19 protein-coding genes and 1 pseudogene are annotated in these 26,475 nt (G+C 70.1%); 13 read left to right on the top strand and 7 right to left on the bottom strand.

The features are described 5' to 3' along the window. Positions 1 to 325 precede the first annotated feature (325 nt). From GVV04_RS21585 to GVV04_RS21550, 8 genes are all read left to right on the top strand, one after another. On the top strand, positions 326 to 1,660 hold the full coding sequence (locus GVV04_RS21585) for a cytochrome P450 (protein WP_161689875.1): 1,335 nt from the start codon (positions 326 to 328) through the stop codon (positions 1,658 to 1,660). Further along, entirely contained in the window at positions 1,660 to 2,451 is a 792-nt protein-coding gene (locus GVV04_RS21580; RefSeq protein WP_161689874.1) for a hypothetical protein, read from the top strand. Before GVV04_RS21585 ends, GVV04_RS21580 begins: the two co-directional genes overlap by 1 nt. Then, positions 2,448 to 3,164, top strand: coding sequence for a transmembrane-type terpene cyclase (locus GVV04_RS21575; protein ID WP_161689873.1), 717 nt, complete (start codon positions 2,448 to 2,450; stop codon positions 3,162 to 3,164). The genes GVV04_RS21580 and GVV04_RS21575 overlap by 4 nt, the downstream gene beginning before the upstream one ends. An 11-nt stretch (positions 3,165 to 3,175) precedes the next feature. Continuing rightward, positions 3,176 to 3,496, top strand: coding sequence for a DMT family transporter (locus tag GVV04_RS21570; RefSeq protein ID WP_161689872.1), 321 nt, complete (start codon positions 3,176 to 3,178; stop codon positions 3,494 to 3,496). A gap of 4 nt (positions 3,497 to 3,500) precedes the next feature. After that, the gene (locus tag GVV04_RS21565) at positions 3,501 to 3,983 is read left to right on the top strand and encodes a phosphatase PAP2 family protein (protein ID WP_161689871.1); all 483 of its coding nucleotides are present in this window, start codon (positions 3,501 to 3,503) and stop codon (positions 3,981 to 3,983) included. A gap of 729 nt (positions 3,984 to 4,712) precedes the next feature. Next, the gene (locus tag GVV04_RS21560; protein ID WP_161689870.1) at positions 4,713 to 6,551 is read left to right on the top strand and encodes an SCO2524 family protein; all 1,839 of its coding nucleotides are present in this window, start codon (positions 4,713 to 4,715) and stop codon (positions 6,549 to 6,551) included. Further along, a complete protein-coding gene (locus GVV04_RS21555) occupies positions 6,552 to 7,481 on the top strand; it encodes an SCO2523 family variant P-loop protein (protein ID WP_161689869.1) in 930 nt (309 codons plus the stop codon). It begins immediately after the preceding gene. Further along, a complete protein-coding gene (locus GVV04_RS21550) occupies positions 7,466 to 8,443 on the top strand; it encodes an SCO2522 family protein (protein ID WP_201753866.1) in 978 nt (325 codons plus the stop codon). Before GVV04_RS21555 ends, GVV04_RS21550 begins: the two co-directional genes overlap by 16 nt. Positions 8,444 to 8,453: 10 nt before the next feature. Here the strand turns inward: GVV04_RS21550 and GVV04_RS21545 are convergent, their stop codons facing one another. Then, complete coding sequence (locus GVV04_RS21545; protein ID WP_161689867.1) at positions 8,454 to 9,410, bottom strand: SCO2521 family protein; 957 nt, start codon at positions 9,408 to 9,410, stop codon at positions 8,454 to 8,456. Positions 9,411 to 9,669: 259 nt separating this feature from the next. On the opposite strand from GVV04_RS21545, the gene GVV04_RS21540 reads away from it, so the two are divergent. The 3 genes from GVV04_RS21540 to GVV04_RS21530 all read left to right on the top strand — a co-directional run bounded on the left by GVV04_RS21540 (position 9,670) and on the right by GVV04_RS21530 (position 16,339). Further along, positions 9,670 to 13,911, top strand: coding sequence for a HEAT repeat domain-containing protein (locus tag GVV04_RS21540; protein WP_328822502.1), 4,242 nt, complete (start codon positions 9,670 to 9,672; stop codon positions 13,909 to 13,911). A gap of 117 nt (positions 13,912 to 14,028) precedes the next feature. After that, positions 14,029 to 15,837 carry a RyR domain-containing protein gene (locus GVV04_RS21535; RefSeq protein ID WP_161689865.1) on the top strand — a complete coding sequence of 603 codons (1,809 nt, stop codon included), beginning with the start codon at positions 14,029 to 14,031 and terminating at the stop codon, positions 15,835 to 15,837. After that, positions 15,827 to 16,339, top strand: a complete 513-nt coding sequence (locus tag GVV04_RS21530; protein WP_201753865.1) for a hypothetical protein — start codon at positions 15,827 to 15,829, stop codon at positions 16,337 to 16,339. Before GVV04_RS21535 ends, GVV04_RS21530 begins: the two co-directional genes overlap by 11 nt. A gap of 9 nt (positions 16,340 to 16,348) precedes the next feature. Here the strand turns inward: GVV04_RS21530 and GVV04_RS21525 are convergent, their stop codons facing one another. The 4 genes from GVV04_RS21525 to GVV04_RS21510 all read right to left on the bottom strand — a co-directional run bounded on the left by GVV04_RS21525 (position 16,349) and on the right by GVV04_RS21510 (position 21,054). Continuing rightward, on the bottom strand, positions 16,349 to 17,143 hold the full coding sequence (locus GVV04_RS21525; RefSeq protein WP_161689864.1) for an SCO2525 family SAM-dependent methyltransferase: 795 nt from the start codon (positions 17,141 to 17,143) through the stop codon (positions 16,349 to 16,351). Positions 17,144 to 18,144: 1,001 nt separating this feature from the next. Next, on the bottom strand, positions 18,145 to 18,675 hold the full coding sequence (locus tag GVV04_RS21520) for a pyridoxamine 5'-phosphate oxidase family protein (protein WP_161689863.1): 531 nt from the start codon (positions 18,673 to 18,675) through the stop codon (positions 18,145 to 18,147). Positions 18,676 to 18,818: 143 nt separating this feature from the next. Then, positions 18,819 to 20,003, bottom strand: coding sequence for an FAD-dependent monooxygenase (locus GVV04_RS21515; RefSeq protein ID WP_161689862.1), 1,185 nt, complete (start codon positions 20,001 to 20,003; stop codon positions 18,819 to 18,821). Between the two features lie 124 nt (positions 20,004 to 20,127). Beyond that, complete coding sequence (locus GVV04_RS21510) at positions 20,128 to 21,054, bottom strand: quinone oxidoreductase family protein (protein WP_161689861.1); 927 nt, start codon at positions 21,052 to 21,054, stop codon at positions 20,128 to 20,130. Positions 21,055 to 21,610: 556 nt separating this feature from the next. Between GVV04_RS21510 and GVV04_RS21505 the strand changes: the two genes are divergently transcribed. After that, positions 21,611 to 22,108 (top strand): MarR family winged helix-turn-helix transcriptional regulator, encoded by a 498-nt coding sequence (locus GVV04_RS21505; protein ID WP_161689860.1) that lies wholly within the window; start codon positions 21,611 to 21,613, stop codon positions 22,106 to 22,108. 80 nt (positions 22,109 to 22,188) lie between these two features. On the opposite strand, the gene GVV04_RS21500 is transcribed toward GVV04_RS21505, so the two are convergent. Together GVV04_RS21500 and GVV04_RS21495 are read right to left on the bottom strand one after the other, a co-directional pair. After that, positions 22,189 to 22,584 (bottom strand): Mth938-like domain-containing protein, encoded by a 396-nt coding sequence (locus GVV04_RS21500; RefSeq protein WP_328822501.1) that lies wholly within the window; start codon positions 22,582 to 22,584, stop codon positions 22,189 to 22,191. A 422-nt stretch (positions 22,585 to 23,006) separates the two neighbouring features. Continuing rightward, positions 23,007 to 23,477: a PLAT/LH2 domain-containing protein gene (locus GVV04_RS21495; protein WP_161689858.1), complete on the bottom strand. Its 471-nt coding sequence runs from the start codon at positions 23,475 to 23,477 to the stop codon at positions 23,007 to 23,009. A 190-nt stretch (positions 23,478 to 23,667) separates the two neighbouring features. Here GVV04_RS21495 and GVV04_RS21490 point away from each other — a divergent pair. Beyond that, a pseudogene (locus GVV04_RS21490) lies at positions 23,668 to 26,388 on the top strand (BTAD domain-containing putative transcriptional regulator); the annotation flags it as partial. Positions 26,389 to 26,475: the final 87 nt, after the last annotated feature.

Genomic DNA, 26,475 nt, shown 5'->3' with positions numbered 1-26,475 from the left:
TGTTAATCTGGCGCAGGGCTGATCCACGGGGGTGAAGTTATGATCAGCGCGAGCGCCACCGCTCGACGTCGACGCCGACAAAAGACAATCTGAGCTGGGAAAACGGTGAGGATTCGCGGCAGTCGACACCGTGGTGTCGACCATTTGGCGGCGCTGCGGCGCCGCCATTCCCATGTCGATCTTGACACGCCCCACCTGGCGCCGAACGGACACCCGCGAGGCCTGGCTGCAATTTGGCATTGTCGTTAATTTGCTTTGACAACGATGAACAGGTCCGTTTACATTCATCGCGCCCGCATGGGCGTCACCGACGGTGGAGAAGTGAATGGCGATACCTGACGCCCCGCGGCGGATACCCGTGATCGGGCATGCCGCGGCGCTGCTATCCGACCCGCTCGGCTACCTCTCCACCCTCCCGGCGCACGGCAACGTGCTACGCCTCACGCTCGGGCCGGTGCGGATCGTGGTCGTCTGCGACCCGGAACTCACCCGCAGGGTCCTCGTCGACGACCGCACCTACGACAAGGGCGGCCCCTCCTTCGACTCCGGGCTCGAGGAGTTCGGCGACGGCCTCGCCTCCTGCCCGCACAGCCGGCACCGTCGCCGGCGGCGCCTCGCGCAACACTCGTTTCACCACAGCCGCTACCCCGGATACGCCCGAGTGATGACGGGCCACATCGACACGGCGACCGCCGGCTGGCGGCCGGGCCAGGTCCTGGACGTCCGGGCTGAGATGGCGTCGCTGTCGATGTCGATCGCCGTCGCGACGATGTTCTCGTCGTCGATGCCGGCCGACCGCCTCCGGCAGGCGGTCGGCGACCTGCAGACGCTCGTCAGCGGCATCCACCGCACCATGTTGCTGCCGCCCGTGCTGACCCGGCTGCCACTGCCGGTCAACCAGCGCTACCGGAGGGCCGTCACCCGCCTGCGGCAGACGATCGGCGCCATCGTCGCCGAGCGCCGAGCCCACGCAGGCGACCACGACGACCTGCTGGCCAGCCTGCTCGCCGCCCGCGACGACCAGAGCGACACGTCGTCCTCGCTGACCGAGAACGAGGCGGTCGACGAGGTCATGACGTTCTTCGCCGCCGGATCCGAGACGATCGCCAACACCCTCGCCTGGTCGCTGTACCTGCTCTCGCAGGACGCCGACGTGCGGGCCCGGCAGCGCGCCGAGGTCGAGCAGGTCCTCACCGGCGATGTGGCGACGTTCGAGGACATCCCCGCACTGGAGCTCACCACGCGGATCGTCACCGAGTCGCTGCGGCTCTACCCGCCGGCCTGGATCGTCACCCGAGCCGTCACCGCCGACACCGAGCTCGGCGGGTACCCGATCCCGGCCGGCACGTTCGTCGCCTGGAGCCCGTACCTGCTACAACGCCGGGCCGATCTGTACGAAGAGCCCGACCGGTTCCGGCCCGACCGGTGGGACGCGACGCGCTGCCCGGCACCGCCGCGCAGCGCGTTCGTCAGCTTCGGCGGCGGCGCCCGCAAGTGCATCGGCGACCAGTTCAGCTACGTCGAGGCCACGCTCGCGCTGGCCACGATCACCCGCCGCTGGACCCTCGACCCCGTCCCCGGGGCCCGCGTCAGCCCGGCCGCCTCGACAACGCTCTACCCGAAGAACCTCCGGATGCGGCTCGTCCGGGAGCCATCCTGATGGGGAGCCGGGCGACGACGGCACGCGTACGGGAGCGGCTCCGCACCGAGCACGCGGTGTTGTCCAAGTCGCGCGGCATCTTCCGGGAGTACGTGACCGAGCTGTACTACCCGGCGCAGGAGCTGACCCGATGGCAGCGGGCCCGGTGCACTCCGCTGGCGTTCCTCGTGGAATACCTGGTCTACCGGGTCGACGCCGTCGCCGAGGACAGCCGCGACCTCGACCTCGACGTGGCGGACAACCGGCACTACGACAAGCTGGTCCGCTACAAGGGCAAGTTCGAGGCACTTCTTCGCCGTGCCCGCGCCCACAACGACGCGGTGGCCCGCCAGCTCGACCTCGGCGAGCAGTACGTGCGCCTGGAGAACAAGGTGACCACGCACGGCGTCGCCGACGAGCAGCAGCTGCTCCGGCTCGCCGAGCTGCGCTCCTCCGACGTACGGCTGCTGCACGCCATGACGTTCGCAATCCTCCGCCGGCCGGTCGACCAGGACCTCCTCGACCTGCTGTGGCCGGTGGAGGTGCTCGCCGACATCGGCAACGACCTCGAGCACTACACACAGGACGTGTCGAGCGGGCAGTTCAACACCTATGACTCGTTCGTACGCCTCTACGGCGACGCCGCGCCCGCGCGGCTGCGCGCCCAACTCGACCGGTACGAGGCGCTCTTCCACGAACGTCTCGACAGCTTCCCGGCAGCCCGACGCGACCGCCTGGCCGCGCTCGGCACCCGCCGCTACCGGCAGCGCACCGCCCAGATTCCCCAGCCGACCCTCGAAAGGGCTCCATGACCTCGGACACCGTCGTCGTCACCGGCGTCATCTGTGTGATCTTCTGGCTGATCGCCTACGTGGGAATCATCTACCGCGGCTTCAAGGAACACACCTACGGGATGCCGATCGCGGCGCTGGCCACCAACCTGTGCTGGGAGGCCGCGTACGGATTCTTCATCAACCCCTTCGCCGACCACATCCACACGCTGAGCATCGTCTGGTTCCTCTTCGACATGGTGATCCTCTGGCAGGTGTACCGGTACGGGCCCACCGAGTTCGACGCGCCGGTACGCCGCTACCTGCGGCCGGTGGCGCTCCTCGCCATCGCGGCCGCGTACCCGGCGATGCATCTGGCCTTCTTCGAATTCAACGACCCGGACGGCGAGTACACCGGCTTCGGCATCAACGTGATGATGTCGATCCTGTTCATCACGATGCTGGTGCGCCGGGGCAGCAGCCGCGGCCAGTCGCTCTACATCGCGGTCGCCAAGTTCCTCGGCACGCTGTTCGCCTGGATCGCCACCGCGCTCACCGTGACGACCAGCGTCACCCAGCAGTGGCCGGACAGCCCGGCCTCCTTCGTCGCCGACAGCGTGACGCACCAGGACTATCCGCTGACGCCCCTGGTCAACTATCTCTATCTGCTGGTCTTCATCGCCGACATCAGCTACATCGTGCTGCTACGCCGACGACTCAGGGCCGAGGGCGTGCGGCCCTGGCGGCACTTCTGAGGAGGACGGACATGGCCTGGATCCTGTTGCTCGGCGCCATCGCGTTCGAAGTGACCGGCACGTCGGCGCTCAAACACAGCGCCGGTTTCACCAAGCTCGTGCCCACGATCGTCGTCGGCGTGGCGTATCTGCTGTCCTTCACGCTGCTCGCCTTGGCGGTCCGGCACCTACAGGTGAGCGTCGCCTATGCGATCTGGTCCGGGCTCGGCACCGCGGCGATAGCGATCGTCGCCCGGATCGCCTTCGGCGAAGCGCTGACGCCGGCGAAGATCGCCGGAATCGCGCTGATCATCGCCGGTGTGGCGACCCTCAACCTCGCCGGCGGGGAGTGACCGGGTGCGTACCGCCGTGGTGGCGGTGGCCGAGTACGCCATCTACCTGGTCACCGCCGCATTCGCCGCGTCCTGCTGGCGCCTGCCCAGGCCCTCCCGGCGCGTCATCGCCGTCCAACTGCTGGTGGCCACGGCTGCCACCGCCGCCCTGGTCGGGCTCGCGGCGCTCGCCTACCACAATCCCCGGCCGTTCGCCGACGGCCAGTTGCAGCCATGGTTCCCGCACGACCCCGACAGCGGATTCCCGTCCGACCACACCACCGCGACCACGATGATGGCAGCGCTGCTGTGGCCGTACCGTCGGGCCGTCGCAGCGGCGCTGATGGCGGCCGCCGCGATGATCGGCGCGGCACGGGTTCTCGCGCACGTGCACTGGCCGGTCGACGTCGTGGCCGCGATCGCAATCGGCGTCACCGGCGCGGCGCTGGGCTGGTGGCTCGGCGGGCTGATGATGCGACCACGCCGCCGGACGCCGGCAGGGCCGTAGGTGCACTGGCGTGCCGGCGAACAGCCCGCCGAGGACGGCGGCCAGATCGAGGCCGATCCACGACGGTCACGTCGGTTAGCAGGTGTAGCGCGCCTTGGGTGCGGATCGGCGGTGGGAGCGCTCGGGGTGAGCGGTCCAGGCGGTATCGAGGGCGTGGGCACGCATGGCTTGTTGGGCTGCGGCAATGGCCGTAGTGGACGTCACGGTCTTGACCGCGGCCTCGGAGAACGGGTTTTTGTCGCCCCGACCGAGAACGGACTCCGGAGCCTGCAACCTATACAGGTCGCCTCGCGCGACGGCGGCTGCCGCGACGACCATCCTGTCGTCGGCGAGACGGACTGTTGCCGCGACAGCGCCTCCAGAGGAAACGTCACGCCCGCGACTATCGCACGGCTCTCACCGGGCCAATCGGCACCGAATCCTGTCTGTCAGGCTGGGATGAGGTAGCCGTTCCGGGAGCGTTAGGCCTGCCCGGGGACAGGAAGAGGATCACCGCGACGTCAAGGACGTGATTATTCCTCGTCTGCGACGGGCTGAAGGGCCCGCCTGAGGTGGTCACGAACGTGCGGCCCCAGACTGCGGCGCAGACGCGCCATCGAAGTAATCGAGTGGCACTCGACTGGCCCGGTACCATGTTGTAGCACGTCGGTATGAATCACTGTAGATCATCGTGTGAACGGCAGGACCAGTGGTTTTCCGGTCGACGACTACAACAGACGGTGGTGAATCATGCGGATGCAGCCGCGCCAGGAGATCCTCGACATCTGGCGGGCCACGGTGCGCAGTTGCTGGCAGAACGGCGAATGGCACTGGGGCGGTCGGAGTGGCTCCAACTCGATCAGTGATGCCGAGCAACTCCTGACCCTGCTACTCCCGGCGGCCAAGGTCCCCGCGCTGTCGCTCGACGACCCGGACCGCGCCGACGACGAGGTGATCGAGGCGCTCAACCCGATCGGCGGCGCGATCGAAATTCCCCGCCGGCTGGTCGGCGTGATGATCGACTATTTCACGCGGTACACCGACGACACCGGCACCCCGACCTTCAGCGGCGGAAGCTACCTCACCCCGCTGGACGGTGGCCCGGAGCTCACCGACGAGCAACGCTCTATGGACATCGTCGACTCTTTCGCGGTGTCCGTCACGCTGGCCCTGGCAACGATCGGTTTCGTCAAGGTCTACCGCAACTCCACCCAGCGGCGCGACCTGCTGGCGCAACTGGACGCCCTGAACGAGATGGCCAGCGCGCGGCTCACCGCGGCCATGGTCGGCCTGCTTCGTAGCTTCAGCACCTCGGTCTTCACCGCCACCGACGAATACGGCCTCCGGCTGTGCGACATGATCAATCAGGACGAGCTGCCGCGCCGGGAACTCGTGGCGTCGCTGCGCGAACAGCTGCGGGAAACGATGGCCAGCCTGCGCAGCGTGATCATCGGGTCGGGTCGGGTGACCGAGGATCTGGACAACAGCGAGATGCTGTTCGAGTGCGGCTGGTCCTGGGGCCTCATCACCGAGGCCGAGGAGGTGCCGACCACCGAGTCGATCGGCCTGCAGCGCGAGGGCTCGGCGGAGAACGCTCCCTACCTCTACTTCACCGTCATCGCGATGGACGCGATCGAGGATCTGAACTCCGAACGCACCCGCCTGCTCGGGTTGCTCAACGAGGAGCAGCAGCGGCTGTCTCGGGCCCTGCTGCTGCGCTGGGAGCTGACCCGGACCTACTGGGCGACGGTGGCGACCTTCGGGAACCGCCGACGGTGGCCCATCGAGGACATTCCCTGGCGGACGACCGACGGCGACCGGACCGACTACTACACCCTCCAGGCCACGTCGCTGGCGGTGAAGGGCCTGGTCGCCGGCGGGCGCGGCGACGAGGAGCTCGGCCGGATCGCCTCGGTGCTGGTGGAGCTGGCGCAGCGGGCGCGGATCACCCGCCGCGCCTCGCCCGACGAGCCGGCGCTGTTCGTGCACGCGCCGGGCAAGCAGGTGACCCTGAACGCCGAGCGGTCCAAGCCGATCATGTCGTGGAACGTCAACGAATACTCCACGGTGCTGCTCCAGCGGGCCACCACCGTCGCTGGCCTGCTGAGCAACGCCCGGCGACGCAGCGAGCTGCTCGAACTGGCCGACGAGGTGTGGGATCACCTGCTGCTGCGGCGTATCCCCGACGGCCGGCACCGGGGCCTGTGGGATCATGCCGGCGGTGCCTTCCCCGGGCTGGCCACCAAGCCGGACGCGCCCTCCTGGTACCTGACCGAGCGGGTGGTGCAGGGGCTGGTCAACGCCGGTCAGCTGCTCTGGGAGCGGCCCTTTCCGCGAGCCGGCCGGCTCGCCACGTACTCGCAGGACCTCATCGACGAGGCAGAGTACCTCTTCGACCGGGAGTTGATGCGCGGCACGTTCGCCGGGGAGGCGATGCAGCGCAGCATGCGTAGCATCCGGGCCAGCCTGCGCCGCGCGCAGTTGGTGGTGGACGAACGCCCTGGCACCGCGGCGGCCCTGGCGAACACCCTGCTGCTGCTGCTCAACGACATCGCCACCGGGCAGCAAAAAGCCAGCGAGGGGATCTGAATGCTGGTCTTCGTCACGTCACACAAGGGCGGCACCGGGCGTTCGGTGACCGCGGCGAACATCGCCTACCGCAGCGCGCTGTCCGGCCGTCCCACCTGCTACCTCGACTACGATTTCGGCTCGCCGACGGCCGGCATCACCTTCCAGATCCCGCAGGCGGTCAACGGCGTGGAGGGCGCCGGGCCCAACGGTGGCGGGCTGCACCGGTACCTGCGGGGGGAGATCCCGTCTCCGGAGCAGTTGGACGTCTGGGGCACCTCGGAGCGGGCCAGCCTGCGCCAGCGGCCCACCGGGTCCGGTCCGCTGGTGCTCCTGCCCGGGCAGCGCAACGGCAGCGAGTTCGGGTTCACCAACGACATCGCCAAGCGCTGCGCCGAGCTCTTCCTCCGTCTCGAAGAGGAGTTCGACCTCACCCTGGTGGATCTCAGCGCCGGCCGGTCGTACGCCAGCCAGATCGCGCTGGCCGCGACCGCCACCCCGACCCTGCGCAAGGTCACGGTTCGCTGGCTGGTCTTTCACCGGTGGACTCCCCAGCACGTCACCGCGGCCTCGGACCTGGCCTTCGAGGCGGGTGGGATCGTGGCGATGGGCAAGGAGTACGGCCACGAACCGGACCGGCTGCGCGAGTCGCTGCGGTTCATCCGTACGGCGGTGATCGATCCACGCGGCCCCGAGGTCGGCCACCTCGACCTCGCGCAGCAGGCCTTCCTGCGCAAGTGCGACGCGGAGCTGTCGGAGCTGGCCCGACGGCGGGGCGTCGGGCGCACCACGCTGCTCGGCACGGTTCCCCTGGATCCGCTGCTGCAGTGGCGGGAGCAGCTCATCTCGGACCACGACGTGCAGAGCAAGATCGCGAACGTGAAAACCGTGGACGCTTTCGTCGATCTGACCGAGAAGCTCTTCGACGAGACGGCATGGGAGATTGTGTGATCAACGTGGACGTCAGGTTCCAGGAGGCAGCTGCGGTGCGTCGTACAGAGAGCGTGGCGTATTCGCACCTGTCGGTGGAGTTGGGGCACTTCTACGCGGAGGACTTCGGCGACGGGTGTCAGGAGCTGCGCCGCAAGTTCGAGCGGATCGCGGCCTGGTCGAGCGCCGTCCCGGCCCTGGCCCGGCAGGGGCTGGCACCGAACCGCCAACCGCGGATCAGCACCTGCTTCATGGTGGACGACTACTTCCACCGTTTCGGCACGCCGCACGAGGTGATCCCGCAGGTGCAGAGCGCCGCGGCGGAGCACGGGCTGGTGCTGGACTACGTCGCCCGGGAGTCCAGTTTCGCCCGTTACGACGGGCTCGAGCTGGCCCAGTTGGTGGTCGACACACTGGTCGTGGAGCCGCCCCGGCACACCACCGGCAGTCGCCCACCGCTGAGCGAGTCCGGCTGGCTCTCCAACGGCAAGCGGTCGCCCGGGCATGTCGACGCCCCGGCGATGACCCTGCCCCGGCCGTGGTCCCCGCCGGTGCAGTCCGGCGATCCCCAACATTCCATCTTCGTCGACATCGAGTTGTGGTCCGGCGAGCCGCAGACCCGGGTGTGGGCGTGCGCGCTGCTCGCCTCGGTCTGGCAGTTGACCCGCCTCGGCGTGCTACGGCACCAGGGCGAGACGATCCGGCAGCCGCGCCGGCTCACCGGGGAGCTGCCCACCGACTGGGATGAGCTGCCGGCGATCCTCCAGCTCAACCCGAGCGCCGCGCCGTTCTGCGCGTACCGCACGCTGACCCTGATGGACATCCAGTACCTGCCGGTGGAGTTGGCCGTACGGACCATCCTCGGCCAGGTGGCGGTGCCGTCGGCCGTCGCGCAGCAGGTCGCCAAGCGCGCCGGCGGTGAGGGCCTGCGACTGCCCAGCGAGCTGGTCGACCGGTTGAGCTACGTGTTCGTCGGCGAGTGAGCGCCCGCGCTCAGCGCTGGCAGGGCTGGTCGACCGCCATCCGGTCGGCCAGGTCGCGCAGCAGGGCCATGTTGCTCACGCTGATCTGATCCCGGATCCAGTTGACCGACGACTTCCACTGCCGGCTGAACCCGGGCACCTGCTCCAGCCGGTCCCAGATCGGCCGCAGCCGCGGATGGACCCGAGCGCCCGGCAGCCACAGGTGCAGCAGGTGTTCCAGCACCGGACGCAGCCGCTCGATGTGCTCCTGCCCGGCGGCCGGCCGGGTGACCGCGGCCTCCACCAGGGAGGAGAGCATGGTGAGCAGCCAGTCGTGCAGCGCGAGATCTTCGCAGAGGCCGGCCACGGCGGCCGGCACGTCCTGCGGGCCGACCACGAGTTCGACCGTACGCAGCGTGGGGGAGTCCACGGTGACCACCGCCGAGACCTCCCGGTCCGTCCCCTGGTCGACCCGCGTGGTCCAGCGCAGCCGGGTACGCGCCGCGCGCAGCGGCGGGCGCCGGTCCAGCAGGTCGGACATCTGCACGCCGTCGATCACCCGGCCGGTGATCGCCTCGAGGTTGAGCACGTCTGCGTTGTTGCCGTGCAGGAAGCCCGCGATCAGGTCCGCGGCGTCCAACTTGCCGACCGTCTCCAGGACGCCGGGATTGGCCAGGTAGTGCGACCAGGGCTGGCGGCGCTTTCCGTCGACGACCTGGATGACCGAGGACGCCTGCACGATCCGGCCGCCGGTGATGATGGCCCGGGTGACCACCGCGCCCACCCCGCGCAGCTGGCGCTGCCTGGCGCTGGGTAGCCAGCAGTCCACCCCGGTGCGGACGTCCGGTGACACCGCGTAGAGCGACGGGCGTCGAGAGGTCAACACCATCTCGCCCTCGACCAGGCTGAGCGCCTCGGAGCTCTGCTCCTGGGACAGCGCCGTGCTGTGCTGCAGCAGGCTGGTGTGCACCTCACCCACCGTGAGCATGGCTTCCTCCACATCGCCGCCACCGGTCCGTGGTCGCCCGCGGACTGCGGTCCCATGATGATTGATGCACGCCGCCGTGACCCGCACCGACACGGATTTGTGTGGATTTGCCGGAACCCCTTGGAGCGCGGGATTCGGCTTGCCCGGATCCGTAACTGTCCTGGCGGCCATCATAGGCCCACGGTTGATGGGATTCCCAAGCGGTAGAGGTGGCGATCATTCGCGGGTCAGAAGGATGTGACAGCAACTGATATTTTGAATGGTGCGGTCGCCAGCCACTCCCTGGAGTTTGCCGTCCATGAAGGTCTACATTTCGGCCACCCAAAAAGACCTGCTGGAATATCGCGCTGCCGTCCACGTCGTGGCACGCCGTCTGGCAATCGAGGACGTGGCCATGGAGGCGTACAGCGCCGACATCCGGCCGCCGCTGGAACGCTGCCTGATCGACGTGCGCCGGTGCGATCTCTACGTGGGGCTGTTCGCCTGGCGGTACGGGTTCCGCCCGCCCGGCCAGGGGTCCTCCATCACCGAACTGGAGTACCGCGAGGCCCTCGCCGCCGGCAAGCCCTGCCTGATCTTCCTGCTCGCGGAGGACACGCCCTGGCCGGTTCACCTGATCGACCGGGACGCTGACTGGCAGCAGGTCGTCGCGCTGCGCCGGGAGCTCAAGGAGCGCCACCTCTGTGCCTTCTTCTCTTCGGTGGACGACCTCGCCGCCAAGGTGACCGTGGCACTGGCCGAGGTGCGTAGCGGGCGGTCCCCGGCCCGCGAGCCCGCCGACCCGGACACCCACCTGCCGGAGTCCGTGCGCAGCCACTACTACAAACAGTTGGCGCTGAGATACCAGGCCGTTCCGCTGGACGCGGTCTCGCCCCGCCCCACCATCGGCTACCTCACGGTCGGGTTGTCGCAGGTGTTCGTGGAACCCCGGGTCCACGAGGACACCCGGCCGGAAATGCCGCTGGCCTGGTGGCGCTGGGCGGGCTCCGCCGCGGACGGCAGCGCCCGCGGGCTGCCCGGGGTGGTCAACCCGGAAGAGGTCGAGCGGCTCTGGGAGGAGTACGCCGCCAAGGACGCGCTGGTGTTGTTCGACGTGGTGTGCGATCCGGGCCGGCGGTCGATCGTGCTGCTCGGTGATCCCGGCTCCGGCAAGACGGCGGCCGCACGGTACCTGGCGCTGGCGCTGGCCGGGGAATGCTCCGAGCCCCGGCTGGCGGCGCTGGACGGATACCTGCCCGTCCTGATCGAGCTGCGGTCCTACGCCGCGCACTGCGGCGACGGGCGGTGCGACGGCCTGCTGGACTACGTCGGCCACCGCCACCAGCAGGGGCTGGCCGGGATCGACCAGGACGTGCTGAAGGCGTACCTGCACCAGGGCGGCCAGGCGCTGTTCCTCTTCGACGGCCTGGACGAGGTGTTCGACCCGACGCAGCGGGAGGAGGTGGCCGCCCAGATCGGCGCGTTTGTCAGCGAGTACCCGGGGGTGCGGACGGTGGTCACCTCGCGGGCGGCCGGCTACCTGCGGCACACCTTCGCCAACGCCGGCTTCGACCACTTCACCCTGGAGGATCTCGACGACGAGCGGATCGCCCGGTTCCTCGGCAACTGGTACCGCTACGTGATGCCCACACCGGCGGCGGAGGCGGACCGGCAGCGGCGACAGATCCTCGACGTGGTGCACAGTTCCCGGGAGATGCACGAGATCGCCGGCAACCCGTTGCTGCTGATGCTCATGGCGATCGTCGGCCGGGGCCACCCGCTGCCCCGCAACCGGCGCCGGCTCTACGAGCACGTCACCGACGTACTGATCTCCGAGTGGGACGTGACCAAACAACTGCGGGAGAGCCACGGCGACGTGCCGCAGCTGGATCTGCAGGCGAAGCGCCGGCTGGTGCGCCACCTGGCGTATCGAATGCAGTTTCGGGGGTCCGGTCCCGCCGGAAACTACGTCGAATCCGACGAATTGGCCCGCATCTTCCGGGACCACCTCGTCACATTCTACGGTTTTGACAACGAGCGGGCGCTCACCCTGGCCTACTCGATGATCGACCAATTGCGGCAGCGAAGCTTCATCCTGGAACGGTACGGGTTGCGGCTGTTCGGGTTCGTGCACCGCACGTTCCTGGAGTTCTTCTGCGCTGAGGAGATCGTGGACAGGTTCGAGCATGATCCGGACGCCTGGGGCCTCGACCAACTGCGCGCGCTGTTCCGGGAGCACTGGGCCGACCCGTCCTGGCGGGAGGTGCTCCGGCTGGTCGCCAGCGCCCTGCCCGCCCGGGCCGCCAATGATCTGGTCACCCTGCTCGCCACCGAAGCCAACCAGCCCTGGCCACCGCTGAACTTGACCGGCCCGCCATGGCACCTGGTGCTGGCCGCGCAGTGTGTGGCGGAGGCGGCGCAGCCCGCCGAGCTGGCCGGCGCGGGCGACGCGGTGCTGTGCCAGGTCGTGCGGTTGATCGAACACGGCATCTCCGCCGACGACCCCAACCTGGTGGAGCTCACCGAGCAGGAGCTGCTCTCCTCGATCCGGGTGCTCGGGCCCAGCTGGCCCGGCCGCGACGCCTTCCTACAGTGGTACCGCCGTCGCGGGGTGCGGAGCAGTTGGCGCTCCGGCTCCGCGTTCGCCACCCGGATCGCCGCGGTGCTCTCCGCCGCCGACGAGCAGCTGACGCAACTGCTGGTCCGGGAGCTCGGGCAGGGCCGCGAGCGGCAGGCCCACCTCACCCTGGTCGCGGGACTGGCCGAGACCGCCGGGCGGCCGGACATCACCGGCCGCAGCCGCCGCCGCTGCCGGGACCTGCTGCTCGCCCAGGCGCAGGTCGAGGTCTCCACCGCGGTGCGGCAGGCCGCCGTACGGGCGCTGGTCGCGCACTTCGGCACCGACGTCGATTACGTCGACGTGCCGCGCGACCTCGCCGACTCACCCGATGTCGCGGTGCGCGCGCTGGCCGTGCAGTCGCTCGGCGGCCGGACCGAGCTGGCCGAGGATGCCCGCCAGGTGCTGGCCAGGGCCACCGAAGACCCCGCCGCCGCGGTGCGGCGGGCCGCCGCCGACGTGCTCGCCACGCGCTGCGCCACCCTGCCGGGCGCAGCTGGGACACTGCAACGGTTGCTGACGACCGACACCGACCCCGGCGTGGTGCAGTGCGCGCTGAAAGGGCTGCTGACCCTGCCGGATCACGCCGAGACCGCCCGCGCGGGGGCGCTGCGGCGGGTGACCGGCGACGCCCCGGACGAGGTGCGGCGTTGCGTAGTGACCGAGCTGCTGCCCGGGCGGGCCAGCCCGGAGAGCACCGAGCTGTTGCTGAAGCTGGCCTGCGCCGACACCTCCGCGCGGATCCGCGCGGTGGCCGTGCAGCGGCTGGCGCTCGTAGCTGACCCGGAGGGGCGCTGCCGAGCCCGGCTGATCGATCGGATCGAGCAGGACGAGGACGCCGCGGTGCGGGCAGCCGCCGTGGCCGCGCTGATCGACCGGGACCGCGCCGACGACACCGGATGGAACGTGGCCAGGCACGCGGCTCGTGCCGACGAGGACGCGACGGTTCGCCTCGCCGCGGTGCGCGCGCTGGTTGAGGCGTACCCGGACCACCGCACCGGAGAACTGCTGCTGGAACGAGCTCGCCGCGATCCGACCGCCAGCGTCCGGCTCGCGGCGGTCGACCTGCTCACCGCCCGTCCGCCGCGCGGCGACGCGACTCGTGATCTGCTCATCAGCCGCGCCTCCCAGGAGCGGGACCCGATCGTCCGGTTGCGGGTCACCCTCCGCCTGGCCCACCTCGCCGACCCGCCCGACCCTGAGGTGCTGGCGTGCCTGGCCGAACAGGCAAGTCGGGACCCGGACCCGAACGTGCTGCGCGCGGCCGCCCAGGCGCTGGCCCGGTACGGCGAGACCGACGGCCTGGTGGAGACGCTGTGCCGGCGGGCCCGCCGGGACAGCTACGTCGGCATCCGACTGGCCGCCGTGCAGGCTCTCTGCAAGCACGGGAGCCCCGATGTGGTGACCGACGTGCTGCTGGAGTGCGTCGAGTCGGACACCGACCCCACGGTGTTCGACGCGGCGGTGCGCTGCCTGACCGAGCAGGGGGCGGCATCCATGGCGGTGACCCTGCGGCTGATGCGCCGCCTGGCTGACCAGGACCCGGCGATCCGCGCCCGCATCGCCGCCGCGCTCGGCACGCACTTCGGGGCGGACCCGGAGGTCCGGGTGCTGCTGGTGGGGTTGGTCCGCGACGACCCGGCCCTCGAGGTCCGGCGCCGGGCCGTGGAGCAGCTGGGAGCCACGCTGGCCGACCCGGACCTGCTGCTACGACTGGCCGACGACAACGACTGGGAGATCCGGCGCACCGCGCTGCTCGCGCTGACCCGGCACTACTGCGGCGACGCCCGCACCCGCGACGTGCTCCTGCGGCTCGCCCATCAGGAGGACGACGGCACCGTACGGCGGCTGGCCGGGCAACTGCTTGCCGCGCTGCCTGACACCGGGCCCGACGACTTCCCGTGACCGGGCCCGCCCGCTCGCCCGGCCGGCGTTGGTGGCGACGCCGATGAACAGGTCGGGGGCGTCGGATTGTACGCGCCGAGCCCGGTTGTATCGATCCCGTCAAATACCATATGACTCATGACAGACCCGGCCGCTGGCTCGTCCCGCCTGGCCGTATGGTGGCTGCGAGTCGTTTTCGGATTCATCGGACTGGGCGCCTTCATTCTCGGCTACGTCGGCTTCGAGCGCCTGCTTGAGTCCCGGCCCGACACCGCGCACAATCCGTACGACGTGTTCTACTACGATTTGCAGCTCTTCGTTCTCGGCGCCGAACCCTTTCAGGACCCCGGGCCCTACCCGTGGCAACTGCAGGTCGCCCGGTTCGCCGCCCCGCTGTTCACCCTGCTCGCCGTGGCCGAGGCAAGCCGGCTGCTGTTGGCCGCCGAGAGCCGCCGCCTGCGGGCCCGGCGGGCCCGCAACCACGTCCTGGTCTGCGGCGACTCCCAGTTCGCCCACATGCTCGCCGACCGGCTCTTCGCCGACGGCGAACGCGTGGTCGTGGTGCGCTCCGTACCGTTCGGACCGCTGGAGTACCGCCTACGCCGCTATCTCGGTGTCATCGGCGACCCGGCCAGCCCCGCGGTGTTGCGCGGCGCCGGCCTGTCCCGGGCCCACACCGTCTACGTGTGCAGCGAGGACGACGACCGCAACCACGCGATCGCCAACACCGCCAGCCGCCTCATCCAGGACCGCCGGCAACCACCCCGGGTCTACGTACTGGTCCACGACTCCGAGATGTGCCTGTCCCTGCAGGCCCGACGGCTCGGCGCCGTCGGATTCAGTCGGCTGCGGCTGGACTACTTCCACGTCGACGACGTCGCGGCCCGCGCACTGCACCGACACCACCCGCTGCCGCGCCCCAGCGGCCGGCCCGCGAGGGTGCTCATCGCCGGCACCGGCAGCTTCCGCCGGACCCTCCTGGTGGAAACCGCCCGGCACTGGCGGGCACGCCTGGCCGACACCCCGGCCGGCCACCTGCCGGCCCCGCTGCGGGTGGACCTGGCGGCCCCGGACGCCAGCACCGAACTCGCCGCCGTGGCGTCGCGCTATCCGTTCCTGACCGCCACCTGCGAGATCACCGCGTACGATCTGGAGCTCGACCGGCTCGCGAGGTTCGACCGGCTCGACCGCCGCCGCTACGACCGCATCTACATCTGCGCCCCGGACGAGACCAACGGGCTGCAGTTCGTGCTGGACACGCCCGCCCTCTGGCAGAGCGCGGATAGTTCGGTCTTCGTTCCGGTCTACCGGCAGGCAGCGCTTGCCGCCGCCTTCCACGGCGATGCCCGCCACGATCTGCTCGACGAAGTACACGGCAAGCTCCGCCTCTATCCGGTGTTGACTCACGCCTGCGATGCCCGGCTGATCGCCGAGGACCTCACCGAGCGGCTGGCCCGGCTGATCCACGAGCGGTACCTCCAGGCACAGCAGGGTGCCGGGCTGCGCCCCGGCGGCGCGCCTGCGATGGTGGGCTGGTCGCGACTGCCCGAGTCGCTGCGACGGGCCAACCGGGCCCACGTCCAGGACATCGCCGCCAAGCTGCATAACCTCGGGTGCGTCGTGGCGCCCCGGCGTGGCGGCACCGGCGACGCTTCCGCCGCCGGAGAGGCCATCGACGACCGGATCGAGGAACTCGCCCGCCTCGAACACGAACGGTGGTGCCGGGAACGGCGCGGGGAGGGCTGGACGCACGGCGAGTTCCGCGACGACGTCCGGCGGCGGCATCCCGCCCTGCGGCCATGGGACGCGCTGCCCCTCGACGTCCAGGAGCAGAACCGCGCGGAGATCCGGGCCCTGCCCGACGTGCTCTCCGACAGCGGGTTCGAGCTGATCCGGCTGGCGCCCGCGGTGCCCAAGCAGCGGGAAGGACCGGGGGATGCCGACTGAATCCGCACCGGTGCGCGTCGGCATAGCCGGGCACATCAACCTGACCCGCGACACCGAGTTGCTCGTCGCCGACGCGCTCCGCGTCGAGTTGCGGCGGATCAGCGACCGTCCGGTGCACGGCGTAACCTGCCTGGCCGCCGGGGCCGACCAGGTCTTCGCGCGCACGCTACTGGACATGGGCGGCACGTACGAGGTGATCCTGCCCGCCCGGGACTACCGCACCGCCGTGATCGCCCCGGAGAACCGAGCGACCTTCGACGAGCTGCTCGCTCGGGCGGCTGCGGTCGTCCACCCCGGCTACGACCGCTCCGGCACGGCCGCCTACGTGGCCGCCAACCGGGAACTGGTGCGACGGGTTCAGCGACTCGTGGCGGTCTGGGACGGTGATCCGGGCTGCCACGCGGCGGCGACCGACCGGACCGTCGACTGGGCGCGGCAGCAGGGTGTCCCGATTACGATCCTCTGGCCCGTCGGCGCCCGCCGGACGAATGCCGGCGACTGACGTGGTGCCCTAACCGCGGCTGCGGCCGGTGGCCAGCAGCATGCTCAGATATCCGTCCCGCAGGGGCGTCCGGGGCCGGACCTCGTGGACGTCCAGGTCGTACGCGCTGGTCGCGATGCTGGCAACCACCTCGGCGCGCTGCAGCGCCACGGCCGGGAACAGGTGCTCGCCGACGTGGTAGCCGCGGGAACCGAGCATGACCGTCACGACGAAGGGCGAGTCAGGCCGCAGCGCGTGCAGGAAGCTGCCGATGGCGTGCTCGGCTTCCGCCTGGTTGGCCGATATGGAGCAGGCCACGAAGAACATCGTGCCGGCGTCCCAGGCGCACCTGGGCAGGTCGAAGACACTGGTCCGCAGCACCCGGCCCACCTGAGCCAGACGGCCCCGCGGGTCGGTTACCGCCGAGTACGCCGGGTGCTCCGCGCACACCTGCCAGTACGGGTCCCAGAGCTCGTCGTAGCTGGCGATCTGCGTGCTCAGCCAGCGCACGTTCGACGCCGACCAATCACACAGGTCGAGCGTGCGCGCGATGGGCAGCAGCGACAGCGCCGGGTAGAGGTTCGCCCCCGACCCGACGTCGACACAGCACGCGTCGGAGAGTGTCGTCTCAGCGAAGAAGTCCCTGGTCCGGCGGAGGATTTCACGATCGTCGGCACGCAGCACCGCGTAGTTGTGCCGGACGTATGCCTGGGGGTCGAAGCTGTCCCATTCGACGTCGGAATTCGCCGGCCCCGGGGACTGGATCGACGATGAGGGCGTCGACGACTCGCCACAACCGCCGCCAGCCGCAGGGATCAACGCCATCGAGGCGCCTCCATCCATGTTGGTGGATCACACTGGTCGTCGTAGCGGCGCTTTTCCCTACTGACCCCTGTGTAGCGGAGGCGGTGGTGGCTGGCAAGTGGTGGCACCGCGGCAACTGCGGCAATCGACGAAGCACTGCCGCTGGTAATGGCTATCGATATTGACGAGCCGGGAGTTGTCCACCCTTACGTCGCGGTTCACGGTTCCCAGGGTCTCTGCGAGTTGCCGGGGCTCGGAGAACTGCTCCACGGCCTCGGTGACGGTCAGCTCCAGCGCTTGGTCAATTGCCCAGGGCCCCGGCACAGTCGCGGAGCGTCCGATCCCACCCGACGTTCAACTGCCTTGCGGGAATCCCGTTCCGCTCCTTGAGGGTGGCCCGAGATCCTGGGCAGGGCCTCGGTCTCGCAGGTCCTGCGCTATGTCCGGTCTCCCGCGAATGCCCCGGGAGGCCACCGCCATGCCGCTCGATGCCGCCCCGTGCACCGGGCAGTTGGGTGGCAGCCTGACGGTTGCGCCCGGCACTCGGTCGGAGACCTGTCTTTCGGCCCCTATGGAGCTGCCCCGTCTACGCGCCCGCTCCATCGGTAGCACAAACGGGGCAGCTCCATAGGGGCCGACGGAGGGTGGGCCGACTCGGCGAAGGCTGTCCTGTCAGGGGCCGTCCTGCCAGGGTCCGACTCGCCAGGGTCCGACTCGGCAAGGCCGACTCGGCAGGGGACGACTCGGCAGGGGGCGACCCCTGCCGAGTCGGCGGGGGCCGATGGTGTCGGCAGCGCGCGCATCTCCTGGGGCCTGCCGAGCCGGAGACCCTCCCGACCGCCGGGTCCGAGCCGGTGCCCGGAAGGCGCGAGTACAGCAGCCCCAGGTGCCCGTCGATATCGATGATCGTCGCGACCGTGGAGCGGGGGTCGCGGGACAGGCCGTCATCAACGGCGTCGCGTAGTGGCCGCTTCACCAGATCTCTCATCACGTGGCCGGGCCCGGTCGGCCCGTGCTGCGGATCAGGACCGGGACGTTGCGGTGAGCTTCGCGATGTCGGGTGCGTAGACGGTCATCCAGTGCGGATGCAGACGGTAGTAGACAATGTCGTTGTCCCAGTCGAAGGAGTCTTCGCCGTAGAAGCCCTTGAAGTACGCGAGCAGGTCCGGCCAGTCCTCGGCCGGCTCGCCGTCCTGGGGATTGAGAATTTCCACCGTGCCATGCGTGAACACGCCCAGGTCCTCGCCGCGCATGTGCGCGGCGCTGACGGCGGACCGGACGGCGAGGTGGCGCGCCTTGGCCGCGCCGCGCGCCGTGCCGAAGTGCCACTTCCCGTGCAGGAAGTGCCCGTCCACGCCGCTGATCCGCGGCTCGCCCTTCGCCGTCACGGTGGCCAGGGCGAGGGTGCACATGCCGGTGAGAACCTGGGTGAGCTGCTCGGCGGTAAGGCTGCGCTCGCTGTTGATGATCGAGCGGAGGTGCGAGGTGGAGCGGGCGAGGGAGGCATCAAGGAGGGTTTGAAGCTCATTGAGCTCTTCTGGCGTTTCGCGCATGAAGATCCTTGTCTATCCGTGATGCCCGGCCCACGACCACGTGGACCGGTGACACCATGCTCGACCCAAAACCTGACACCTTGTGTCGCAATTCTTCACCCGTCTTGCGGACACCACCCGGCGATTCGTACCGCCTGATCCGGTCAGGTGCCCAGCTGGCTGGCCTGCCGGACGACCGCGCGGCGCCGGACCCGGGCGGCGGGGTCCACGACGAGCGAGCGGATCGCCGCGAAGCAGCGGTTCGTCGGGACCAGCATCTGCTGTTTTAGGCGGGCACTGCGCTGGTGCTTGGTGATGTACGGGCGCAGCAGGGCTTCCCAGACGCCGATGGCGGCGTTGACGTCGTCGGGGTTCTCTCGCAATGCCCGGCCGAGCTCAGCGCCGCCCTTGAGGGACGTGCTGGCTCCCATCCCTGAGTAGAGGTTCAGGCACCAGGCCGCGTCGCCGAGCAGCATCACCCGTCCCTGGCTCCACCGCGGCATCCGCACCTGGTGCACCGAGTCGAACAGATAGTCGGTGGCCTGCGGCAGGGAGTCCAGGACGTACCGCACCAGGGGATCGTCCATGCCCTGGTAGACCGTGCGCAGCCGCTCGACTGGCTCATCGGTGAATTCGGCGTCGACGTCCTTGGTGCAGTAGGTCAGTAGCGCCGTCGGTGCCCGGTCGGCCAGCGCGAACACCCACGCCGCCCGCTTGGAGCGGGCGCTGATGATGCTGTCCTGCGGAGCGAAGCCGGGCACCTGCTCGGGCAGCTGGAAGGCGCAGATCATCGCGTTCCAGTGCGTCATGAAGCGCTCGTGCGGGCCGAACACCATCTGGCGCACGCTCGACCGCAGCCCGTCCGCGCCGATGACGAGGTCGAAGGACTCGTCGTACCGGGTGCTGGTGGCGGCGTCGCTGAGCCGTACCTCCACGCGGTCGTAGCCTTCGACGATCTCCACAGGTGTGGTGGCGTAGCGGACCTCGATGTCGCTCTCGCCCGCCGCCGGCTCGGTGATCCCGCGCCAGAGCGCGGCTTCGATGTCGCCGCGCAGCACCGCGCTCGGTCGTCCGGGCAGGTCGAGGAAGCCCAGACCAGGTCTGCGGGCCCCGGCGCGGTTCAGGGACCATACGGTCCCGCTGTCCGGCGTGCGGGTGTGCAGGTAGTCGGCGATGCCGAGGTCGTCGGCCGCTTGCCTGCCGTCGGGAAGCAGGCCGATGAAATAGCCGCCGATTCGGCGCTCCGGGGCCCGCTCGATGATCACCGGCGCCCATCCGGCCCGGCGCAGCCCGATCGCCGTGGCCATGCCCGCGATCCCCAATCCCACGATCAATGCGCGCTTCTGCATGAACCACTCCTCGTTGGTGCGGACGCCCTGCCGGAGGGGCGGGCGAGATTGCTCGGCGGCTGGCACGCCGGTTCGCGGAGGACCGCCCGTGGTGGCAGCCACAGTGGGCGATCCTCCAGGCGAACTACGGCACCAGGACGATGCGCTCCTCTGTCTCGGCGGTCCACGCCTGCGAGATCTCCGCGAGTGGGGTGCGCCGGGCCCGCACCTCGATCGCGCCCTCGGCCACCGCAACGGCCAGCTCCGGCAGTTCTTGGATGAATTCGCGGGGGGAGACGGAGCCGATGCCGCTGCCGACGATCTGCAACTGGGCGCCGCGCAGGGCAGCGGACGGGATCGGTGCGAGATCGCCGGCGATCGACCCGATCTCGATCCAGGTCAGCGGGACGCTGCGGTCGGTGCGAGCGGTGAGCAGACGCATCATGGCCTGGCCGGTGGGTTCGCCCCAGACGTAGTCGAGGACGACATCGACATCGGCTGCCTGCTCGATCTTGTCGAACGTAATCGCCTCGTCGGCGCCGAGCGCGGGCAGAGTGGCCAGGCGCGCGGCGTCGCGGCCGGCGGCGATCACCTGGGCGGCGCCGAATCGCTTGGCGATCTGGATCGCCATCCGTCCGGCGCTGCCGGTGGCGCCGAGCACGAGGACCCGCCGCCCCTTCGGGAAGTCGATGCGGCGGCGCAGCGCGACCCATGAGGACATCCCGGGGTTCATCGCGGCGGCGATCTGCACGGGATCGATGTTGTCCGGCAGGAGAACGCTGCGGCGCGGGTCGATCACGGTTCGTTCGGCGAACGTGCCCAGGGCCGTGTCGTCCAGCGCCGCATAGCGAAGCCGCCCCTGGTTGTCGCGCACGACGCCGTCGGCGCCGGGAACGAGCGGCAGTACGCCGCTGCTGGAGTAGTGCGAACCGTCGGCCTTTGCCCTCGTCAGGTGGTGCAGTCCGGCCGCGAGAACCTCCACGACCATCTCGTTCTCGCCGGTGGCGACCGGTTCGGGGTGCTCACGGTAGATCGGCGGCACGTTGAAGGCGGTGATGACGGCGGCGTGCATGTGGTCCTCCCTAAGTCGTTGGTATTGCCAACAAGAGTGATGATGGTTGGTAATGCAAACGATGTCAAGGGTGGATGCCGCGCCGCTCGCGATCGGCGCTGACCTTCCGAGTCACCGCGAGCGAGGGTGGCGGTGGTGGTCAGGGTGGCGGCGGGGCGCCGTGCGGCGATGCCACGAGGGGGGGAGGTCGCAGTCGGAGAGTCGACGACCTCGTCGAGGGGATCTGGGTCGGTGGCGCCAGGTTCGGCCGGGGACGCGTCGCGCGCGCCGAGGGAGGCGCCGGAGGATCGCCGCCGGGCGGATGTGGTGCGAGCCGGGAGCCCTGGCCAGTGCGGTGCCTGGCCCTGCTGGAGGGTGTGATTGGCCGCCCGCCTGAGCTGGCGTGCCAGGAGATGGCGGCGAGGAGGGTGGCGGCGAGGAGGGTGGCGGCGAGTGCGGCGACGGTCGCGAATGAGGGCCGGCCGGCGGAGTGCAGCAGGACCATGAGGGTGGTGGGCGGGCCCGCAATCAGCACGCTTTGATTGGCATTGCGAACCATGTCAACTAGCATGCGGACATGACCACCGACGTGCCGGCCGGCGGCTCCGCGGACCCGCTCGTGGACGCCCTCGTCCGCAACGCCTTTCAGGTGATGGGCGTGCTCACCCGGATCGGCGCCGAGCATGACCTGTCGTTGACGCAACTGCGGGTCTTTGGCCTGCTGCGCGATCGCAGGCCGCGGATGACCGAGTTGGCCACGTTCCTCGGCTTGGACAAGTCGACGATGTCCGGCTTGATCGACCGTGCCGAGCGCCGGGGGCTGCTCGCCCGTGGCAGGAGCGCCGAGGACCGCCGAGCCGTTGACGTGTTCCTCACTGCGGCCGGCTTTGAACTGACCGAGCGGCTCTACGGCGAGGTCAGGGCCGCGCTGCTGCCGGCAACCGGCCGGCTGGACCCGGAGCAGCGCCATCGGCTCGCCGAGCTGATCGAACCGATCCTCACTCCCGTCACTGGCGCCGGGGAGCCCTCGCCGAAGAGAACCCCGGCGCGCCGCCCGGAACTCGCTACCGACTGACGGTCGTCCAGCGCGACCCGGCAGACGTCCCACGGCCCTGAGGGGTAGTCGACCGGGCCAGTCCCACCATCTCGTATGAGTCAGCAGGTCGAGTGGAACAGCCCGCCGACCTGCTGTGTTGCGGCCAGGTCGTTGTAGATATCTACGGCTTGCGTTGTCTCGGCGACGTGGGCGATCACGCCTCGCTCGTCGAGAAGCTTGAGCGTGCGCGGGTCAACCTGAAGCCGAAGCTGCATGCCGCGCGACAGGACGACCACGGTGGCGCCGTGTCGGAGGAGTTCCTCGACGTCTTCGGGCTGGATGCCGGGACTATGGCGGGTTCCGGTTTCGGCCCAGTCCCACTCCTTGCCTCCGCCGGGATAGAGCTTGAAATCCTTGCCCGCCGAGAGACCTTCGACCTCCAAGCGCCCCCACGAGGCCGCCAAGATCCTCGGGGACTGCCCGGTACGGTCGGTCAAATCAGCTTCATTCGACACGGCAGGGCACCTAATTTCTGTTGTTGATTCTGGAGCGTGGGAGCTTAGTGGACATCGCGTGTCGGTCCCAGGCATCGCTACCGGCGACCGGCCCCCACCTCGGACCGCACCCGCTGGTCGCGCTCGACCCGCTCGACCCGCTCGACCACGGCGCGTGATCCGCTCCGCCCCACCTGGCCCACACCGCATCGAGGGAGAGGCCGAGGACGTCGGCCGCCCACCATGCACTTTCACGGAAAGCGTGGCCATTCCGCGTCCCATGACCACTCTTTCCGTGAAAGCGGGGGTGTCGGGCGGGGTGCCCGCGCGGGGGGCGTGAGGAGTGGGTCAGGTGAGGAGTGCAAGGGTGTCCCCGGTCGTCAGTTGGCCGGGGACACCCTTGTAGCTGAGGTTGTGCCGCGATCATTGGATCGGTTTGGGTTTTACGGGCAGTCGAACCAGCGGGTTTCCTCGCCGTCGCCGTAGTAGGCGTTCATGGGGCAGTTGTACCAGGTGTTGGTGGCGTACGCGTAGATCTGGGCGTATTCCGGGTACCATTCGGATCCGTTGCTGCCCTTGTAGACGCCGATGAAGTCGGGGCGCCCGATGTCGTACCACGAGAAGGGCCCGAAGTAGTCGTTGCTGTTGCGTTCGAAGTTGTCGGCGGCGTTGTCGAGGTTGATGTAGCCGGGGGACTCGGCGAGTGTTCCGTACACCTTCATCCGTACGGTGGCGTCGGTGCCGGCTCCGTCGATGTTCGCGGTGTGTACGAAGATTCTGTACTGCTCGACGGCGTTGGTGCCGATGCCGGTGGTCCTGGCGGCCGGGGTGGCGTTGGCGGCGGTGCCGCCGACCAGCGTTGCCATCATCATGACGAGCGCGCCGCCGACCGCGATGGGGATCCGGAATTTCATGGTGACTTCCTCCTGCCGGAAAGTGTGGATGTTTGCTGCTGTCGCAATCGAACTCTGACAGCGGCCGCTGTAGCGCGGCTGACGTGGCGCTGAAATGCCGGCACCGTCCGGTGTCCGACTGAGCCGTCCAGGTCGCTTGTTCCGCCGCTAACCTGAAGTCGAACCTTGTGGTTGAGGCGGGGGCGGACCAATGCGAGTCAGGCTTCTCGGGCCGGTCGACGTGACCGCGAGCACCAAGACCGGCACGGTCTCCGGAATCCGGCGCAAGGGTGTGCTCGCGGTGCTCGCCCTGCACCCGCGCGTGATCGTCAGCACCGACCGCCTGATCGACGTGATCTGGGGCGACCAGGCCCCCGCGACCGCGCCGAACAGCCTGCAGAGCCACGTTTCCTACCTGCGGCGCGTCATCGGCGCCCGGAGCGCGATCGTGGGTCGTTCTCCGGGATACATGCTGGATCTGCCGGGCGAGGCCACCGACGTCGAGGTGGCCGAGCGGCTCATCCGCGAAGGCACCCGGTCGACCGACCACGGGCACGCCCGTACGGTGCTGGCCAGTGCCCTTGAGCTGTGGCGGGGTCGGTCGTTGGTCGACGTCGCCAGCCTCGACTGGCTGCACGAGCAGGCCGAACGCCTGGAACAACTGCGGCTGGTCGCGGTCCGGGCACTGGTCGACAGCCGCCTGGCGCTCGGCGAGCACGCGCAGCTCGTACCGGAGCTGGAGCTGTTGACCCAGGAACATCCCCTCGACGAGCACATCCACGAACAGCTCATGGTGGCGCTCTACCGGGCCGGCCGACAGTCCGACGCACTCGCGACGTACCGGCGGTTGCGCCGTACGCTCCGCGACGACCTGGGCATCGAGCCGAGCCCGGCGTTGCGCAACCGGGAGAGCGCCATCCTGTCGCAGGACCCGGCGCTCGCCTGGTCCGCGCCGGCCGGCGAGGTGGTCGCGGTCGCGGCCCGAGCGTCCGCGCCAGCCCAACTACCCCCGGCGGTACGCGCCTTCGCCGGTCGGCGCAACGAACTGCGCTGGCTCGACGAACGACTCAACCGGCCGGGTGAGCCGGATCCGCCGGCGATGGTCATCTCGGCCGTCTCCGGCACGCCGGGGGTGGGCAAGACCGCGCTGGCCGTGCACTGGGCCCACCAGGTCGCCGACCGCTTTCCGGACGGCCAGCTCTATGTCAACCTGCGCGGCTTCGACGCCGGTGGGGCGGTGCTGGACCCCGCCGACGCGATCCGCGGATTCCTGGACGCTCTCGGCGTACCGGTGGAGCGCATTCCGGCTGGCCTGTCCGCCCAGGCCGCGCTTTACCGCAGCCTGCTGACCGGCCGGCGGGTCCTCGTCCTGATCGACAACGCCCGCGACGCCGCGCAGGTCCGCCCACTGCTGCCCGGCTCGGCCGGCTGCCTTGCCGTGGTGACCAGCCGCAACCAGCTCACCTCCCTGGTCGCCGGCGAGGGCGCCCAGCCGCTCGCTCTCGACCTGCTGCCCGCGGCCGAGGCCCGGGACCTGCTGGCCCGCCGGCTGGGCAGTGACCGGGTGGCCGGCGAGCCGACCGCCGTCGACCAGATCATCGCGAGCTGCGCCCGGCTGCCCCTCGCGCTGGCCGTCGCCACCTCGCTGGCCGCCATCCGCCCCGGCTTCCCGCTGGCGGCGCTGGCCAGCGAGCTACGCGACGCGGCCGACGCGTTGGACGCCTTCGACGGTGGCGATCCGGCCACCGACGTACGCGCCGTCTTCTCCTGGTCCTACCAGGCGCTGAGCCCGGCGGCCGGTAGGTTGTTCCGGCTGGTGGGGTTGCACCCCGGTCCGGACATCGCGGTGCCCGCGGCGGCCAGCCTGGCCGGCGTCTCGCTGCGCCAGTCCCGGATGCTGCTGGCCGAGCTGGCCCGCGCACACCTGCTCATCGAACACGCGCCCGGCCGGTACGGGATCCACGACCTGTTACGCGTCTACGCGACCGAGCTGACCCACGACCTCGACAGCGACAGCGAGCGTCAGCTTGCCGTGCACCGGGTCCTCGACTCCTACCTGCACGTCGCGTACGCCGGTGCCCGGCTACTCCAACCGTTCCGCGATCCGATCGACCTGGAGCCCGCCCGCGGTGGCGTCGCGGCGGTGGCGCCGGCCGACGCCGAGCAGGCGATGGCCTGGTTCATCGCGGAGCATCAGGTGCTGCTCAACGCCGTCACCCGCGCGGCCGACGACGGGCTGTACGCCCACGCCTGGCGGCTGGCCTGGACCATGGCCGACTTCTTCGACCGCAAGGGTCACTGGCGGGACTGGGCGGCGACTCACGAGACCGCGCTGACCGCCGCCGACCTGCTGGCCGACCGTCGGGCCGCCGCGAGCGTACGCACCGGCCTCGGCCGTGCCCGCGCCCAACTGGGCGAGTTCGCCGAGGCGCACGCCCAGCTCCGGCAGGCGGCCCACCTGTACGCCCTACTGGGCGACGTGACCGGCCAGGCGCACGTTGCCCGGAGCCTCGCCTGGGTCTGCTCCCGGCAGGGGCGTCATCAGGAGGGGCTGGCCCACGCCCAGCGCGCACTGGAGCTGACCGAGGTCGTCGGCGACTGCGCCCTGCAGGCCCGCGCCCTCAACTCGGTCGGCTGGCAGTACGCCCAGCTCCACGACCACGGCGCGGCCCTGCACTACTGTCGGCGGGCGCTGCAGCTTCTGCGCGAGGTGGGCGACCGGTTCGGTGAGGCCAACACCTGGGACAGCCTCGGCTACGCACACCACCACCTCGGCGACCACCAGCAGGCCACCGCCTGTTACCAGCGGGCGGTGGAGCTGTTCCGCGACCTTGGTGACCGCTACTACGAGGCCGACACGCTCACCCACGCCGGGGAGAGCCACCAGGCGGCGGGCGACCCGGAGGCCGCCCGGCTCGCCTGGCTGCGGGCGTTGGACATCCTCGGCGCGCTGGGTCATCCCGACGCCGACCGGCTCCGCGCCATCCTCCGTCGCCACCCGACGCACCCCCTCGTACGC

Origin of the sequence: Micromonospora rubida (genome assembly GCF_009908295.1) — a bacterium.
Taxonomy (GTDB): Bacteria; Actinomycetota; Actinomycetes; order Mycobacteriales; family Micromonosporaceae; genus Micromonospora; species Micromonospora rubida.
Note: the sequence above shows the minus strand (reverse complement) of the source record. Positions and strands in the feature narration are given on the sequence as shown.